The following is a 17,685-nucleotide window of genomic DNA, read 5'->3' as shown; positions in this document are numbered from 1 at the left end:
GCATTATCGCAGCGCCGCCGGCAAACGGCTCATCGCCGCGGGCCCAGGCCGTAGCGGTCCGGCGTCAGGCCTTCCAGGTCGATCTCGGCCGGCGCGCCGGACACCTGCGCCGCGAGCAGCTTGCCCGAGCCGCAGGCCATCGCCCAGCCGGTGGAACCATGGCCGAGATTGAGGAACAGCCCCGGCACGGCGGTGGCGCCGATCAGCGGCGGGCCGTCCGGCAGCATCGGCCGGGCACCGGTCCACAGCGACGCTTCGGCGTAGTTGGCCGCGCCCGGGAACCAGTCGCGGCCGACCTTCAGCAGCGTGCGCACCGCGGCCTGGCGCAGGTCCAGCTTGCGCGAGCCCAGCTCGGCGGTGCCGGCCAGCCGAATGCGATTGCCCATGCGGGTGATCGCGACCTTGTACGACTCGTCCATCAGCGCGGCCAGCGGGGCCTGCAGGGCATCGCGCACCGGCACCGTCGCCGAATAGCCCTTGACCGGATAGAGCGGCACGCGCAGGCCGAGCGGGCGCAGCAGCGCGGCACTGGCGACACCGGCGGCAACCACGACATGTGGCGCGCGCAGGATCGAGTCCCCTCCCTGGCACCGCACGGACACCGACAGCACGCCGTCGCCAGGCGCGCCGATGCCGTGAACGGTGGTGTCCATCTGAAACCGCACACCGGCCGCCTCAGCGAACTGCCGCAGCCGGCGCGTGAACATCGGGCAATTGCCCGATTCGTCCTCGGGCAGATGCAGCCCGCCGGCCAGCGCGGTGTCCGGAGCCAGCCCGGGCTCGAGCCGGCGGCATTCGGCCGCATCGACCAGCCGATGGGGTACGGCGTTCTCGCGCAGCAGCGCCAGCGCGGGCTGGGCCATCTCAAGGTCGCGCTCGGTCCTGAACAGCTGCAGATAGCCCTGCGACTGCTCGTAGTCGATCTGCAGCTGGTCGCGCAACTGGTGCAGGCACGCGCGGCTGTAGAAGGCCAGCCGCTGCATGCGCAGCTTGTTGATGCGGTAGCGCTCGAGCCGGCATTCGCCGAGCCAGCGCGCGATCCAGCGCCACATCGCCGGGTCCGCGCTGGGCCGGAACACCACCGGCGAGGTACTGGCGAACAGGGTGCGCAGCACCTTGGCCGGCATTCCGGGCGCGGCCCACGGTGTCACATAGCCGGGCGCGATGACGCCGGCGTTGCCGAAGCTGGTCTCCTGGGCCGGAGAGGCGCGCCGGTCCAGCACGGTGACCTCGAATCCGGCCTCGCGCAGATACCAGGCCGAGCACACGCCGATCACGCCGGCCCCGATCACGATGGCGCGCATGGGGACTTACATCTTCATCTGCGCGGGCAGATAGGTCACCAGGCCGGGGAAGGCCCAGATCAGCAGCACCGCCACCACCATCAGCACGAAGAAGGGGAAGGCGGCCCAGGCGATATAGCTGATATTGCGCCGGGTCATCCCTTGCAGCACGAACAGGTTGAAGCCGACCGGCGGCGTGATCTGCGCCATCTCGACCACCAGCACGACAAAGATGCCGAACCACAGCAGGTCGATGCCGACTGCCTGGATCGTCGGCAGCAGCACCGACATCGTCAGCACCACCATCGAGATGCCGTCGAGGAAGCAGCCGAGGATGATGAAGAACACCATCAGCGCGACGATCAGCAGGAACGGCGTCAGGTTCAGGCCGACGATCCATTCGGCAAGATGGCGCGGCAGGCCGATGAAGCCCATCGCCAGCGTCAGGAACGACGAGCCCGCCAGGATCAGCGCGATCATGCAGTACAGCCGGGTGGCCGACATCAGCGAATCGCGGAAGGTCTGCCAGGTCAAGGTGCGCTGCGCCAGCGCCAGCAGCAGCGCCCCGACGACGCCGAGCGCCGCCGCCTCGGTCGCGGTGGCGATGCCGGCGTAGATCGAGCCCAGCACTGCGCCGATCAGCAGCACCACCGGAATCAGGTGGCGCGATTCGGCCAGCTTGGCGTGCAGGTCCAGGCGATGCTCGGGCACCGGGATCGCGTCGCGATGGCGCCAGCCCCAGACCGCGACATAGCCCATGAACAGCAGCGCCAGCATCAGCCCCGGCAGCACCCCGCCGATGAACAGCTTGCCGATCGACACGTCGGCGGTGACGCCATAGACGATCATGATGATCGACGGCGGAATCAGCAGCCCGAGCGTGCCGGCGCCGGCCAGCGAGCCGATCGCCATCGAATCGGGATAGCCGCGCTTGGCCAGTTCCGGCAGCGAAATCTTGCCGATCGTCGCGCAGGTGGCGGCGCTCGAGCCCGACACCGCCGCGAAGATCGTGCAGCCGATCACGTTGACATGCAGCAGCCGGCCCGGCAGGCGCTGCAGCCAGGGTGCCAGCCCGCGGAACATGCCTTCGGACAGCTTGGTCTTGAGCAGGATCTCGCCCATCCAGATGAACAGGGGCAGCGCCGTCAGCGTCCAGCTTGACAGCGAGCCCCAGACCGTCAGCGCCATCGATTCGCCGCCGACCTTGTTGGTGAACAGCTCCATCGCTATCCATCCGACGCCGAGAATCGCGATGCCGATCCAGACGCCGGCGCCGAGCACGGCGAAGATCGCGACGATCAGGAAGAGGGTGATCCAGAGATCCATGTTGTTGCGTTCCTGTGGGGATGCCGTTCAGTCGAGATGGCCGGCTGGTGCGATACGGAGGCTACGTGTCGGTACGCGGCGTCATTCGGTGCGCGCCATCTCGCCGCTTTCCTCGCGCGGCAGACGGCGCGTGCGCAGCACGTAGACGAACTCCTCGGCGAAGGCGACGAACAGCCCGAACAGGCCCACCGCCATCGACAGCTGCGGAATCCACAGCGGCGTGGCGTCGGTGTTCTGCGAGATGTCGTGATAGATGTACGAGTCGTACGCGAGCTTGCCCGCGTAGTAGGTGAAGTACGCGGTCAGCAGCGTGGCCACCGCCAGGCAGAAGATCTCCACCCAGACGCGCGGCTTGCCGTGCAGGCGCTGCAGGATCAGCGTCACGCGGATATGGTCGCCCTGGCGCAGCGTCGCGGCCAGCGCAAGAAACGACCCCGCGGCCATGAAATAGCCGGCATAGGCATCGCCGCCGTCGATCTGGAAATGGGCAAAGCGCCCGACGATGATGGCCAGTTCGATCAGCAGCGTCAGGCAGATGAAGACGGCCGCCAGCGCGCCGAGCGCCTGGTAGAACCACTGGAAGCGGGAAGTCATGGTGCGTCCGGGAGGCTAGAGGAGAGGGAAGCGGGAAGCCGTGCCACTTCGGGGGATCGCTGTCGTCCCCGCGAAGGCGGGGACCCAGTGGCTTGCGTCAAGACGCTGGGCCCCCGCCTGCGCGGGGGCGGCGAGGTGGCGTGGCGAGCCTGGCCCGGCATCGTCACGCCGTTCGCCTTACTTGCGATACGCCGCGATGATTTCCTTGCCGTCGGGGCCGGCCTTCTTTTCCCACTCGGCCAGCAGTTCGTCGCCGATCTTCTTCATGTCGGCCTGCAGCTGCGGCGTGGGCTTGACGATGGTCATCTTGTTCTTGGCCAGCGTGTCCAGCGATTGCTGCGTGTATTCGCGCATCCGCTGCCAGCCGCGCGTCTCGGCCGCCTGCGCGGCCTTGATCAGCGCCTCCTGCGACGGCTTGTCGAGCTTGTCGAACTCGCGCTTGTTGACGATCACCATGTTCTTCGGCAGCCAGGCGTCGACCGTATGGAAGTGCGTCAGGCTCTCCCAGACCTTGCTGTCGACGCCGGTGGCGCCCGACGACATGAAGCTGTCGACCACGCCGGTGGCCAGCGCCTGCGACAGCTCGGCGGCCTGGATCGTCATCGGCTGGGCGCCGACCGCCTGTGCGATGCGCGTGGTGGCCGGATTGTAGGCGCGCCACTTCAGGCCCTTCATGTCGGCGCCCGAGCGGATCTCCTTCTTCGCATAGATGCCCTGCGGCGGCCACGCGACCGCGTACAGCAGCTTGATGCCCTGGCGGTCCAGCAGGCGATCGATCACGGGCCGCTGTGCCTGCCACAGCTTGTACGACGCATCGAAGCCGGTGGCGAGGAAGGGCACGGCATCGACGCCGAACAGCGCATTCTCGTTCTCCAGCAGCGACATCAGCACCTCGCCCGCCTGGGCCTGGTTGCTCTGCACCGCGCGCTTGATCTCGTTGGCCTTGAACAGCGAACCGTTCGGATGCAGCGTGATGGCGAGCTTGCCCTGCGTGGCCGCGCTGACCTCCTTGGCGAACTGGTCCAGGTTGACCGTGTGCGGGTTGTTGGCCGGATAGCCGGTCGGCAGATCCCATTTGACCTGGGCCTGCGCCAGCGGCGCCATCGCGAAGGCGCAGGCGAGCAGCCCGCACGCAGACATCGACTTCAGCAATCCCTTGCGCTGCATCATTTCTCTCCTGGTTGTGTCATTACCGCGTCGTTGCGCATCCGTGGTGCGCACGCGTGCGTGGATCTTGCGCCGCCAGCGGTGGCTCGTCCACTGGGTCGTCCACTAGGTGGTCCGCTAGTCGTCTAGTCGTCCGCTAGTCGTCCGCCCGCCGGCTCAGGCCTGCTGCGGCGTGGGCGCGAGCACGGCCTCCAATGCAAGCGCCGTGCCCAGCAGCGTCGCGTCGCGCATCGGGCCATGCGCGAGCATCAGTCCGACCGGCAGTTCGTCGGACTGGTGGCACGGCAGCGAGATCGCGCAGCCGTCGAGGAAGTTGATGGTGGAGGGATTGCGCAGCAGCAGCGCATTGGTGCGCGCAAACAGCGCGTCGTCGGCGACCAGTGGCGCGATCGGTGGGGCGATGACCGGCACGGTGGGGCAGGCCAGCGCGTCGAAGCCGTCCAGCCGCGCCATCACACGCTCGCTCCAGGCGGCGCGGGCGCGCACCAGATCGACATAGTCGGCCGCGCCGATCGCGGCGCCGCGGTCGATGCGCGCCGCCACGCGCGGGTCGTACAGCGTGCGCCGCGACGACAGCGTGCCGCGGTGGATCGCATAGGCCTCGGCCGCGGTCAGGCCGCCTTGCGCGTTCAGCGTCGACAGCTCCAGCAGCTCGGGCAGATCCACATGTTCGATCTGCACGCCGGCGGCGGACAGTCGTCCCAACGCGCGATCGAAGGCGCGCGACACGGTCTCGTCGAGATCGTCGAGCAGCAGCTGGCGCGGTACGGCCAGCCGCAGCGCGCCGGCGGCCTTGCGCACGGGCACCAACGCCTGATCCGCGATCACGCCGTCGACCAGCACGCAGTCGGCCACGGTGCGCGCCATCGCGCAGGCGGTATCGAGCGAGAACGACAGCGGAAAGGCACCGGCCAGCGGCACGCGCCGCGCGGTCGGCTTGAAACCGGTCAGCCCGCACAGCGCGGCCGGAATGCGGATCGACCCGCCGGTATCGCTGCCCAGCGCCGCTACGGCGAGGCCAAGCGCCACCGAAGCCGCCGCGCCCGACGACGAGCCGCCGCAGATGCGCTGCACCGCGGTGTCGTGCGGATTGACCGGCGTGCCGTAGTGCGGGTTGATGCCGACGCCGGAGAAGGCGAACTCGGTCATGTTGGTGCGGCCGACCAGCGCGGCGCCCACCGCTCGCAACCGCGCCACCACGGGCGCGTCGTCGGTCGCGGGCGCGGCATCGGCGCGCACCGTCGAGGCGGCGCGCGTGACGTCGCCGCCGATATCGAACAGGTCCTTGATCGATACCGGCAGCCCCGCCAGCGGATGCAGCGGCTTGCCGGCCAGCGCCGCGGCATCGGCGGCCCGCGCCGCGCTGGCCGCGGTATCGAAGCTGGTCTGCAGGAATACCGCTTGCGCCGCCGGCTCCTTCGCCCGGGCCTCGGCCTGCTGCAGCAGCGCAGCGCGCGACAGTCGGCCCTCGCGGGCCAGCCGGTTCAGCGTGTCGATATCGGGGAGCAGCGCGGCAGGCGTCGTCATCGGTACAAGGTCTGGCTCTGTGTCCGGGCAGTGGGCTCGGGCGTGGGTCGAAGTCGGGAACGGCGATGATGGGGACCGTACTGCTTGCCGCTTGCCCCGCGGCAGTGCGAACCCCGCCGGATGCCCAGAATTCGTGCGCGAATCGAGTCGGAAGCGGTCGTTTCGGTGCCGCGCAATCCCCATCGTTACCGGGTACTCATGCTCATAATTTGTCGATAAACTGTCAAGCTGAAATTGCCGCGGCGGCCCCCGGGAAATCCCTACACGTCCTTGTCTCCGCTTGCGTTCCGCGACGCACGACGCCGTTCGTTCTCCGCTGTCCTTCTGCAGGAGTGCCACCCATGGCCCGAAAGCCGAGCCGCCGCGACGATGTTGCCTCTCACGATATTGCCGCTGCCGATGTTGTCTCTGCCGGTACCGCGTCGGCCGCGGCCGCCGAAGCGGTCGTTCGTTCGAGCAGCGCCGGCATCGTGTCGTCCGCCCATCTGGTGTCGTCGCGCAGTCCCGAGCTGTCGGAATTCGAGTTCGGCCTGAACACCGCTTACAACGCCTATAGCCGCTGGGTCGTGCGCTGCATGGGCGCGGCGGGCGTGCGCGACCTGACCTTCCTCGACGTGCTGGTGCTCCATCACGTCAACCACCGCGGGCGCGCCAAGCGGCTGGCCGACATCTGCTTCGTGCTGAATGTCGAAGACACCCACCTGGTGACCTACTCGCTGAAGAAGCTGCAGGGCATGGGGCTGGTCGCCGGCGTGCGCGTGGGCAAGGAGGCGACCTACAGCACCACCGCGGCAGGCACCGAGGCGTGCGCGCGCTATCGCGAAATCCGCGAGCAATGCCTGACCAGCAATATGACCCCGGGCAGCGCCGAGAACGCCGAGATCGGCGAACTGGCACGGCTGCTGCGCGTGCTGACCGGACTGTACGAGCAGGCGGCGCGCTCGGCGACGTCGCTGTAGCGCGCCCCCATCACATCGCCTACGCGAAAGCGGGGGCCCAGCGTCTTGCAGGAGCACGCGAGCCACTGGGTCCCCGCCTGCGCGGGGGACGACAGACAACCATCCCTATCGCGAGGTAGTTCAGCGTGTCTTCTTTCGCATCGCAAGCCGCATCGCCAACGCCTTCGACCGGCCCGCGCTGGCAATTCTGGATCGATCGGGGCGGCACCTTCACCGATATCGTCGGGCTGCGTCCGGACGGCACTGTGGTCACGCACAAGCTGCTGTCGGAGAACCCCGAGCAATACGCCGATGCGGCGGTCGCCGGCATCCGTCATCTGCTTGGCCTTGCCGCCGGCGAGCCGATCACGCCGCGCCTGGTTTCCGCGGTGAAGATGGGCACCACGGTGGCCACCAACGCGCTGCTCGAGCGCAAGGGCGAGCCGACCGCGCTGTTCATCACGCGCGGCTATCGCGACGCGCTGCGGATCGCCTACCAGAACCGGCCGCGGCTGTTCGACCTGAACATCTTGCTGCCCGAGCTGCTGTATCGCGAGGTGGTCGAGGTCGACGAACGGATCGGCGCGCATGGCGACGTGGTGCAGCCGCTGGACGAGGTCGCGCTGCGCGAACAGATGACGCGGGTGCGGGCCGCCGGCATCCGCGCGGTCGCGATCGTGCTGATGCACGGCTACCGCCATTCCGATCACGAGGCGCGCGCGGCGCGGATCGCGCGCGAACTGGGCTTTGCGCAGGTATCGGTGTCGCACGAGGTATCGCCGCTGATGAAGCTGGTGCCGCGCGGCGACACCACGGTGGTCGACGCCTATCTGTCGCCGATCCTGCGCCGTTATGTCGAACAGATCGAGCGCGAGATGCCGGGCGTGAACCTGCAGTTCATGCAGAGCAGCGGGGGCTTGACCGACGCGCATCGCTTCCAGGGCAAGGACGCGATCCTGTCCGGTCCGGCCGGCGGCATCGTCGGCATGGTGCGCGCCTCGCAGCGCGCCGGCTTCGATCGCATCATCGGCTTCGACATGGGCGGCACCTCCACGGACGTGTCGCACTTCAGCGGCAAGCACCCGAATGACTTCGAGCGCGTGTTCGAGACCAGCGTCGCCGGCGTCCGCATGCGCGCGCCGATGATGAGCATCCATACGGTGGCGGCGGGCGGCGGCTCGGTGCTGCATTTCGACGGCAGCCGCTATCGCGTCGGCCCGGACTCCGCCGGTGCGAATCCGGGGCCGGCCAGCTATCGGCGCGGCGGCCCGCTGGCGGTGACCGACTGCAACGTGATGCTTGGCAAGATCCAGCCCGCGCATTTCCCCGCTGTATTCGGTCCGCGCGCGGATGCGCCGCTCGATCGCGATGCCGTGGGCGCGCGCTTCGAGGACCTGGCGGCGCAGATCGCCGAACATACCGGCGACCGGCGCACGCCCGAGCAGGTCGCCGAGGGCTTCATCGAGATCGCGGTCGGCAACATGGCCAACGCGATCAAGCAGATCTCGGTGCAACGCGGACACGACGTGACCGGCTACACGCTGACGACGTTCGGCGGTGCCGGCGGCCAGCATGCCTGCCTGGTGGCCGATGCGCTCGGCATGCAGACCGTGTTCGTCCATCCGCTGGCCGGCGTGCTGTCGGCCTACGGCATGGGCCTGGCCGACCGCACGGCGATGCGCGAGCTGTCGATCGAAGCGAAGCTGGACGAGGCCGCGGTGCCGATGCTGGCGCAGCGGCTCGACGCGCTCGCGCAGCAGGCGCGCGACGAGCTGCTGGAGCAGGGCGAGGACGCCGGCCGCATCGAGGTGCTGCGGCGGGTCCATCTGCGCTACGAGGGCACCGATTCGGCGCTGGTGGTGCCGTTCGGCGACGCCGGCGCGATGCGGGCGGGCTTCGAGGCCGCCTACCGGCAGCGCTATGCCTTCCTGATGCCGGACAAGGGCTTGATCGTCGAGGCGGTCTCGGTCGAGGCGGTCGGCGTCGCGCAGGCGCCGCAGGAGCGGCCGCCCGAACTGGCGCCGCGCGAAGGCCCGCCGCGGCCGGCGGAGACGGTGCGCATGTTCAGCGGCGGCGCCTGGCACGACACCGGCCTCTACCGCCGCGATACGCTGCGCCCGGGCGACCGGCTCGCCGGTCCGGCGATCATTGCCGAGCAGAACGCCACCACCGTGGTCGAACCGGGCTGGCAGGCGCTGCTGACCGAGCAGGACCATCTGGTGCTGACGCGCGCCGTGCCGCGGCCGCAGCGCCGCGCCATCGGCACCGAGGCCGATCCGGTGATGCTCGAGGTCTTCAACAACCTGTTCATGTCGATCGCCGAGCAGATGGGGCTGCGGCTGCAGAACACCGCCTACTCGGTCAACATCAAGGAGCGGCTCGACTTCTCCTGCGCGATCTTCGACGCCCAGGGCAACCTGATCGCCAACGCGCCGCATATGCCGGTGCATCTGGGCTCGATGGGCGAGAGCATCAAGACCGTGATCGCGCGCAATGCCGGGCGGATGAAGGACGGCGACGTCTATGTGCTGAACGACCCGTACAACGGCGGCACGCATCTGCCGGACGTAACGGTGATCACGCCGGTGTTCGATGCCGACGGCAGGGAGGTGCTGTTCTACGTCGGCTCGCGCGGCCACCACGCCGATATCGGCGGCATCACGCCGGGCTCGATGCCGCCGGACTCGACCGTGGTCGAGGAAGAGGGCGTGCTGATCGACAACTTTCTGCTGGTCGATGGCGGCGTGCTGGACGACGCCGGCATGCGCGCGCTGCTGGCCGGCGCGCGCTATCCGGCCCGCAACGCCGACCAGAACATGGCCGATCTGCGCGCCCAGGTCGCGGCCAACGCGAAGGGCGTCGAGGAACTACGCAAGATGGTCGCGCACTTCGGCCTGCCGGTGGTGCGCGCCTATATGGGTCACGTGCAGGACAACGCCGAGGAGGCGGTGCGACGCGTGATCACGGCGCTCAAGGACGGCAGCTACACCTATCCGCTGGACAATGGCGCGCAGATCCGCGTGCAGGTGACAGTCGATCGGCAGCGCAGGGAAGCGACCGTCGACTTCACCGGTACCTCGGACCAACTGCCGAATAACTTCAACGCGCCGCGCGCGGTCTGCATGGCCGCGGTGCTGTACGTGTTCCGCACGCTGGTCGACCAGGACATCCCGCTGAACGCCGGTTGCCTGAAGCCGCTGCATGTGGTGATTCCCGAGGGTTCGATGCTCAACCCGCGCTATCCGGCCTCGGTGGTGTCGGGCAATGTCGAGACGTCGTCGTGCATCACCAACGCGCTGTACGGCGCGCTCGGCGTCGTCGCCGCCAGCCAGGGCACGATGAACAATTTCACGTTCGGCAACGCGCGCTACCAGTACTACGAAACGATCTCGGGCGGCAGCGGCGCCGGCAACGGCTTCGACGGCTGCGACGTGGTGCAGACGCATATGACCAACTCGCGCCTGACCGATCCCGAGGTGCTGGAGTGGCGCTTCCCGGTACGGCTGGACAGCTACGAGATCCGGCATGGATCGGGCGGTGCGGGGCGCTGGCACGGCGGCAATGGCGGCGTGCGCAAGGTGCGTTTCCTCGAGCCGATGACGGCGTCGATCCTGTCGAACAATCGCGTGCATGCGCCGTTCGGCATGGCGGGAGGCGAGCCGGGCGCGACGGGCCGCAACCGCGTGATCCGCGCCGACGGCAGCGAGGAGACGCTGCCGCATGTGGCACGAACCGAGATGGGCGTCGGGGATGTGTTCGTGATCGAGACGCCCGGGGGTGGGGGATACGGGACCGCGTAGGCGGGGAGGGGCGCGGGTTGCCCCTCTCTACCGCTACCGCTCGATCGTTACCGCCGCCGTATCCCGCGGCACCGTCGCCTTCACCGTTCGCGCCACCACCGCGGCCGGCGCCTTGCCGCCGACCAGCCGGTTGACCTGCCTGAACTCGCAGGTCAGCGCGGCCGGCGTGACCGTCACCACCGCATAGTCCTGCGCGTCGGTATTGGCGTACTGCAGCCAGGGATTGCTGCGCAGCGCGGCCAGTTGCTGGCATAGCGGCACGATCTGCTGCACGAAGCCCGCATCGGCCTGCAGCGCGGCCAGCACCGCATCCGTGGTCGCATCGAGCTGTCCCTCCGCCACGCCGCGTGCGGCCAGCGCGCCGCGCAGCGAGTTCCGCAGCGATTCGGCCACGGTGGCGGCGGTGACCGCCGACGGCACCAGCGTATGGTCCAGCAGGTTGATATCGACCTGTACGGGTTCGCTGCCCAGCGCCGGCACCGGCAGGGACAGCGTGCGGTAGACCAGCGTCGACAGGCTCTCCGACAGCGCGCCGACCGCCGACTTCAGATACGAGAAGAACGAGTCCGAGCTGATGCCCGCCGTCACCAGATCGACCATCACCGGCGTGCCGCCGCCCTCTGCATCGTAATCGTCGTGCACGGTGCCGGCGTAGAACGCATGGATGTCGCCGGTCAGCGCCACCACATTGCGGATGCCGTTGTCCGCCAGATGCCGCATCAGCGCCTTGCGTTCGGCGTTGAAGCCGTCCCACTGGTCGGCGTTCAGCAGGAAGCGCTGGAAGAACGGAGCCAGCGCGGCCTTCTGCGCGGTCGGGATAAAGGCCGACTGCTCGCGCCTGGCGAGCACGTCAGGCTTCACATGGCCGAAGGCGATGGCCTGCGCGGCGGCGCCGATCTGCGCCGCAACGCCGCCGGCGGCAGCGCCCTTGGCCTGTTCGAAAGCCAGCACCGCGATCGCGGCCTGCGCGGTGGTCAGTCCGGCCGCGATGGCGCTGCCGGACTTGTCGCCCGCGGCGGCATCGGCCATCGCGATCGCCTGCGCCGCCGTGGCCGCGGTGGACTGCGCGGCGCCGGCCGACACAGCGGCGACCACCGCCGCGGCGACCGGCACATTGCCGCCGGTCGAGGTCAGCGCGCCCTGGATGCTGGCCGACAGCGTGCCGACCGCCTGCAGCGCGACCAGCGTCGCGATGGCGTTGCTGCCATCGATGCCCATGCGCAGCAGCGAGACCTCGTTGCCCCACAGCTTCCAGATTGCCGGCGAGCGCGCCATCGTGTCGCGCCACCAGTTGCGCTGGTCGTTGCCGAGGATCGACGTCAGCGCCAGCGGGTCGGCGGATCCGGCGGCGGCCATCTTGGCCGCCTCGGCGGCGGCCAGCGTCGCCGCCGGCACCATGTAGCGGGCGCCGATGCTGCCCAGCGGCGCGCCGGTCGCCGGATTGATCGCCGCTTCGGGCAGCACGTGGTCGGTGCGGTACAGCCGCTCGTCCGTCATCACCAGATGGGCGAGCTTGCCGAAACGCAGCTCGCGATAGATGCGGATCGCATGGATGCCATCCTGCTTCTCGTCGAACACGATGTCGGCCGGCATGAATTCGAACCAGGCACGGCTGGCGGCACGCCGGCGCGCGGGCTGGTGCTGCTCGATGCCGTTGCCTGCAGCGTTGTAGGTCTCCGCATCGCCCCAGCAGTCGTCGCTGAACTCGTGGTCGTCCCAGGTGGCGACCATGGCGAAGCGCTCGTGCACCGCCTGCAGGCGCGGGTCGCTGCGGTAGCGCTTGTACAGGTAGCGGTAGTCGTTCAGCGTGGTCGCGTACTTCGCGCCGCCGCTGCCGTTCTTGAAGGTGCCGTCCGGCAGCGCGAGCGGGGTGTGCAGGCTTTCGACCGCACCGGTCTGGAAGTCCTCGCCGACTGTTTCGTAGATGTAGTCGCCCAGATGGACGACGAAATCCAGGTCCTCGGCCGCCAGCGCCTCGAACGTGCCCCAGTGGTTGATGCTCCAGTCCTGGCAGCTGAGGAAACCGAGGCGCAATTGCGACACGTCGGCATCGGCCGCGGGCGCGGTGCGGAACCGCCCGACGCGCGAGCGGACCTCGCCGGCAGTGAACTGGTAGTAGTACGTCCGGCCGGCATCGAGACCGGTGATCTTGTGGCGCACCGTGCAGTCGTAGGCGCCGGCGACCGGGATGGCGGCATCGACGACCGCGGTGCCGGCGAGCGCGGCGGCGGTCCCGAGCGCGCCGGCGTTGTCGGCGGCCGTCACGCGCAGCTGGATCGAAAAGCTGGCGTCAAGGCTCGCCGCCGCGGCATCGTCGACGTTGGCGGGCACGACGCGGGTCCACAGCAGGATGCCGTCCGGCTTCGGATCGCCAGACGCCACGCTCTGCGGGAACTTCCAGTTTGCGCCGGAGGCCGGCGGCACGGCCGGCGTGCCGGTGTCGGGTTGGCCGTCCGGATGGTCGTCGCCGCCGCATGCCGCCAGCCCGCCCGCCGTGGCCGCCGACACCGTGATGAAGCCGCCCAGCTTCAGAAATCGCCTTCTGTCCATGTCTTTTCGTTCTCGTTGGAGTGGCTCGGGAGCGCGTCCCGAAGGGAACCTGCCGTCAACGGCCGTGCAAGGGCCGCAACGGCCGTCAGAAGCGGATTGGAGCAGGGCGTTGTGACAACGGCGTGATGTGGAGGGCGCACCGGGGCCGGCAGCACGGCGACTGATCGGGGCGCACCGCTGCCCGTGGAGGGCTCGGATCCGGGGGATGCTGCGCCGCAAGGATTGCCGCCCGGCAAGGTACAATAGCGGTTTTCGCCGGACTGCCCCGGCTGGCGCCACCCCCGCGCCAGCGGCCCGGCCGCCGTCTTACCCTCCATCGCCCTCCGACCGCTCAGATCATGGCGCATTTCTCGTGCTTCCCCGGCGCATTGGCCCTGTCGGCCTTCCGCCAGCAACGCCTGCTCACCGCCCTGCAACAGATCGACGCCGACATCGAGTCGGTGCACGGCCAGTTCCTGCACTTCGTCGACACCGACCAGCCGCTGGACAAGGGCGATACCGACCGCATCCGCGCGCTGCTGACCTATGGCGCGCCGTTCGCCGAGCAGGCCGAGGGCGACCGCTTCGTCGTGATCCCGCGTTTCGGCACGATTTCGCCGTGGGCCAGCAAGGCCACCGATATCGCGCACAACTGCGGCCTGTCGCATGTGCACCGGATCGAGCGCGGCATCGAATTCACGGTGATCTGCAAGAAGGGCCTGCTGCGCGGGCGCAAGACGCTGGATCCGCTGACGCGCGATGCCGTCGCCGCGCTGCTGTTCGACCGGATGACCGAGACCGTGGTCGCCACGCGGGACGCCGCGGCCGGACTGTTCGAGGAACTGCCGGCCAAGCCGCTGCGCTTCATCGACCTGGCGGGCGGCCGCGCCGCGCTGGCCGAGGCCAATGTCGCGATGGGCCTGGCGCTGTCCGACGACGAGATCGACTATCTGGTCGATGCCTACGCGAAGCTGGGCCGCAATCCGACCGACGTCGAACTGATGATGTTCGCGCAGGCCAACAGCGAGCACTGCCGCCACAAGATTTTCAACGCCACGTGGACGATCGACGGCGAGCAACAGGACAAGTCGCTGTTCGCGATGATCCGCAATACGCACCAGCTGAACCCGCAGGGTTCGATCGTCGCGTATTCGGACAACTCGGCGGTGATGGAGGGCGATGTCGCCGAACGCTGGTTCCCGCGCGGCGACGCCCACCAGTATGGCCGCCATCAGGCGCTGACCCATACGCTGATGAAGGTCGAGACGCATAACCACCCGACCGCGATCTCGCCGTTCCCCGGCGCGTCGACCGGCGCCGGCGGCGAAATCCGCGACGAGGGCGCGACCGGCCGCGGCGCCAAGCCCAAGGCCGGCCTGACCGGCTTCACGGTGTCCAACCTGATGCTGCCCGACGCGGTGGAGCCCTGGGAAAACGCGCGCGATGCCGCCCAGCCGCTGGCCTTCCGCAATCCCGACGAGCGTCCCGCGGTGACCGGCAAGCCGGAGCGCATCGCTTCGCCGCTGCAGATCATGATCGAAGGTCCGCTCGGCGGCGCCGCCTTCAACAACGAATTTGGCCGCGCCAACCTGGGCGGCTATTTCCGCGTCTACGAGCAGAACGTCGGCGGCACCGTGCGCGGCTACCACAAGCCGATCATGATCGCCGGCGGCATCGGCAATATCGACGCCTCGCATACGCACAAGGAGCCGCTGCCGGCCGGTTCGCTGCTGATCCAGCTGGGCGGCCCGGGCATGCGCATCGGCATGGGCGGCGGCGCGGCCAGCTCGATGGCGACCGGCGCCAATACGGCCGACCTCGATTTCGATTCGGTGCAGCGCGGCAACCCGGAAATGGAGCGGCGCGCGCAGGAAGTGATCAACGCCTGCTGGCAGCTCGGCGACGAGAACCCGATCCTGTCGATTCACGACGTCGGTGCGGGCGGCCTGTCCAATGCCTTCCCCGAAGTGGTCGATGGCGCCGGCCGTGGCGCGCGCTTCGAGCTGCGCCAGATCCATCTGGAAGAGTCCGGCCTGTCGCCGGCCGAGATCTGGTGCAACGAATCGCAGGAGCGCTATGTGCTGGCGATCGCGCCGGACAGCTTCCCGCGCTTCGCCGCGATGTGCGAACGCGAGCGCTCGCCGTTCGCGGTAGTCGGCGTGGCGACCGAGGAAAAGCAGCTGCAGCTGGTCGATGCCAGCGTCGACCAGGCGCTGAAGGAACACTACGCCGTCGACATGCCGATGGACGTGCTGCTCGGCAAGCCGCCGCGCATGCATCGCGACGTCAAGCGGGTCGAACAATCGCTGCCGGCGGTGGATGTCACCGGCATCGCGCTGGATCAGGCGGTGCGCGACGTGCTGCGCCACCCGACGGTGGCCAGCAAGTCCTTCCTGATCACGATCGGCGACCGCAGCGTCGGCGGCATGAACGCACGCGACCAGATGGTCGGCCCGTGGCAGGTGCCGGTGGCCGATGTCGCGGTCACCACGCTGGACTACCAGGGCAAGGCCGGCGAGGCGATGACGATGGGCGAGCGCACGCCGCTGGCCGTGATCGACGCGCCCGCATCGGGCCGCATGGCGATCGGCGAGGCGCTGACCAATCTGGCCGCCGCGCCGGTCAAGGACCTCGGCAAGGTCAAGCTGTCGGCCAACTGGATGGCCGCCTGCGGCGTCGAGGGCGAGGATGCGAAGCTGTATGACACGGTGCGTGCGGTCGGCATGGAGCTGTGCCCGGCGCTGGGCATCAGCATTCCGGTCGGCAAGGATTCGCTGTCGATGCGCACCAAGTGGGACGATGCGGGCGTGGCCAAGGAAGTGGTCGCGCCGGTGTCGCTGATCATCTCGGCGTTCGCCGCCGTCGACGACGTCGATCGCACGCTGACGCCGCAGCTGCGCACCGATCTGGGCGATTCCGTGCTGATCGCGATCGACCTGGGCCGCGGCAAGAACCGCCTGGGCGGCAGCATCCTCGCGCAGGTCACGCAACAGGTCGGCGACAGCGTTCCCGATGTCGACGACGCGGCGGATCTGCGCAACTTCTTCAACGCGATCCAGCGGCTGAACCGCGAGGGCAAGCTGCTGGCGTACCACGACCGTTCGGACGGCGGCCTGATGGCGACGCTGGCCGAGATGGCGTTTGCCGGCCATTGCGGCCTGTCGCTGAACGTCGACATGCTGACGCTCGATCCGACGCAGGAACAGGACTACGGCGACGCCAAGAACTGGGCCCAGCAGATCGCCGAGCGCCGCAACGACCAGACGCTGCGTGCACTGTTCTCCGAGGAGCTGGGCGCGGTGATCCAGGTCAAGCTGGAAGACCGCGACGCCGTGTTCGCCGCGCTGCGCGAGGCCGGCCTGTCCGCCTGCAGCCATGTGGTCGGCAAGCCCAATGGCAGCGACCAGATCGAGATCTACCGCGACGCGAAGAAGGTGTTCGGCGCGCCGCGCGCCGAGCTGCAACGTGTCTGGAGCGAGGTCAGCTGGCGCATCGCACGGCTGCGCGACAACCCCGCCTGCGCCGACAGCGAATACGAGCTGCTGCTCGACGCCGCCGATCCCGGCATCACGCCGAGCCTCACGTTCGATCCGGCCGAGGACATCGCCGCGCCGTTCATCGCCAGCGGCGCCCGGCCGCGCGTGGCGATCCTGCGCGAGCAGGGCGTCAACTCGCAGATCGAGATGGCCTACAGCATGGACCGCGCAGGCTTCGATACCTACGACGTCCATATGAGCGACCTGATCGCGGGCCGCGCGAAGCTGGACGACTTCGTCGGCTTCGTCGCCTGCGGCGGCTTCAGCTACGGCGACGTGCTGGGCGCCGGCGAAGGCTGGGCCAAGACCATCCTGTTCAACGGCGCGATGGCCGAGCAGTTCGCGGCCTTCTTCAACCGCACCGACACCTTCGCGCTGGGCGTCTGCAACGGCTGCCAGATGATGAGCAATCTGGCGCCGATCATCCCGGGCGCTGGCGCGTGGCCGAAGTTCACCCGCAACCAGAGCGAGCAGTACGAAGCGCGCTTCGTCACGGTCGAGGTCCAGCAGTCGCCGTCGATCTTCTTCGCCGGCATGGAAGGCAGCCGCATCCCGATCGTCGTCGCGCACGGCGAGGGCTATGCCGACTTCTCGCAGCAGGGCGACAAGAGCAAGGTCGACGTATCGCTGCGCTTCGTCGACAACCGCGGCGCGGTGACGCAGACCTACCCGCTGAACCCGAACGGCTCGCCGGACGGCATCACCTCGGTGACGACGGTCGACGGCCGCTTCACCGTGCTGATGCCCCACCCGGAGCGCGTGTTCCGCACCGCCACGATGAGCTGGGCCCCCGACGCCTGGAAGCAGATCCCCGACGGCGCCAGCCCGTGGATGCGCATGTTCCGCAATGCGCGGAAGTGGGTGGGGTAAGGTTTCCCGGTTGAGGTTGGTTTGAAGCAGAAAGGCCCGCGTGATGCGGGCCTTTTTGCGTTGTCGGGCCCCATGTTTGGCCGCCGAAGCGGCAGGCGCTAAACTACCCGCCATT

Annotated in this window: 9 protein-coding genes; 3 read left to right on the top strand and 6 right to left on the bottom strand. The window is 68.9% G+C overall.

Annotated features, from left to right (window positions below):
- Positions 1 to 29: 29 nt before the first annotated feature.
- The 5 genes from FOB47_RS18005 to FOB47_RS17985 form a co-directional block, all read right to left on the bottom strand.
- Positions 30 to 1,304 carry a D-amino acid dehydrogenase gene (locus FOB47_RS18005; RefSeq protein ID WP_174781746.1) on the bottom strand — a complete coding sequence of 425 codons (1,275 nt, stop codon included), beginning with the start codon at positions 1,302 to 1,304 and terminating at the stop codon, positions 30 to 32.
- Between the two features lie 6 nt (positions 1,305 to 1,310).
- Positions 1,311 to 2,609 (bottom strand): TRAP transporter large permease, encoded by a 1,299-nt coding sequence (locus FOB47_RS18000; RefSeq protein ID WP_053821919.1) that lies wholly within the window; start codon positions 2,607 to 2,609, stop codon positions 1,311 to 1,313.
- Between the two features lie 81 nt (positions 2,610 to 2,690).
- Complete coding sequence (locus FOB47_RS17995) at positions 2,691 to 3,203, bottom strand: TRAP transporter small permease (RefSeq protein WP_053821918.1); 513 nt, start codon at positions 3,201 to 3,203, stop codon at positions 2,691 to 2,693.
- A gap of 177 nt (positions 3,204 to 3,380) precedes the next feature.
- Positions 3,381 to 4,370 carry a TRAP transporter substrate-binding protein gene (locus FOB47_RS17990; RefSeq protein ID WP_053823110.1) on the bottom strand — a complete coding sequence of 330 codons (990 nt, stop codon included), beginning with the start codon at positions 4,368 to 4,370 and terminating at the stop codon, positions 3,381 to 3,383.
- Between the two features lie 156 nt (positions 4,371 to 4,526).
- A complete protein-coding gene (locus tag FOB47_RS17985; RefSeq protein ID WP_174781745.1) occupies positions 4,527 to 5,897 on the bottom strand; it encodes an amidase in 1,371 nt (456 codons plus the stop codon).
- A gap of 341 nt (positions 5,898 to 6,238) precedes the next feature.
- Here FOB47_RS17985 and FOB47_RS17980 point away from each other — a divergent pair, with 341 nt between their 5' ends.
- Positions 6,239 to 6,856 (top strand): winged helix DNA-binding protein, encoded by a 618-nt coding sequence (locus FOB47_RS17980; RefSeq protein ID WP_053821917.1) that lies wholly within the window; start codon positions 6,239 to 6,241, stop codon positions 6,854 to 6,856.
- 125 nt (positions 6,857 to 6,981) lie between these two features.
- Positions 6,982 to 10,635, top strand: coding sequence for a hydantoinase B/oxoprolinase family protein (locus FOB47_RS17975; protein WP_174781744.1), 3,654 nt, complete (start codon positions 6,982 to 6,984; stop codon positions 10,633 to 10,635).
- Between the two features lie 33 nt (positions 10,636 to 10,668).
- Here the strand turns inward: FOB47_RS17975 and FOB47_RS17970 are convergent, their stop codons facing one another.
- The gene (locus FOB47_RS17970; RefSeq protein ID WP_174781743.1) at positions 10,669 to 13,185 is read right to left on the bottom strand and encodes an alkaline phosphatase D family protein; all 2,517 of its coding nucleotides are present in this window, start codon (positions 13,183 to 13,185) and stop codon (positions 10,669 to 10,671) included.
- A gap of 338 nt (positions 13,186 to 13,523) precedes the next feature.
- On the opposite strand from FOB47_RS17970, the gene purL reads away from it, so the two are divergent.
- Complete coding sequence (gene purL / locus FOB47_RS17965; protein WP_174781742.1) at positions 13,524 to 17,570, top strand: phosphoribosylformylglycinamidine synthase; 4,047 nt, start codon at positions 13,524 to 13,526, stop codon at positions 17,568 to 17,570.
- Positions 17,571 to 17,685 lie beyond the last annotated feature (115 nt).

The sequence above is a fragment of the Cupriavidus gilardii genome, assembly GCF_013347325.1.
Lineage (GTDB): Bacteria > Pseudomonadota > Gammaproteobacteria > Burkholderiales > Burkholderiaceae > Cupriavidus > Cupriavidus gilardii.
The sequence above is the reverse complement of the archived record's forward strand: the minus strand, read 5'-3'. Positions and strand labels throughout refer to the sequence as shown.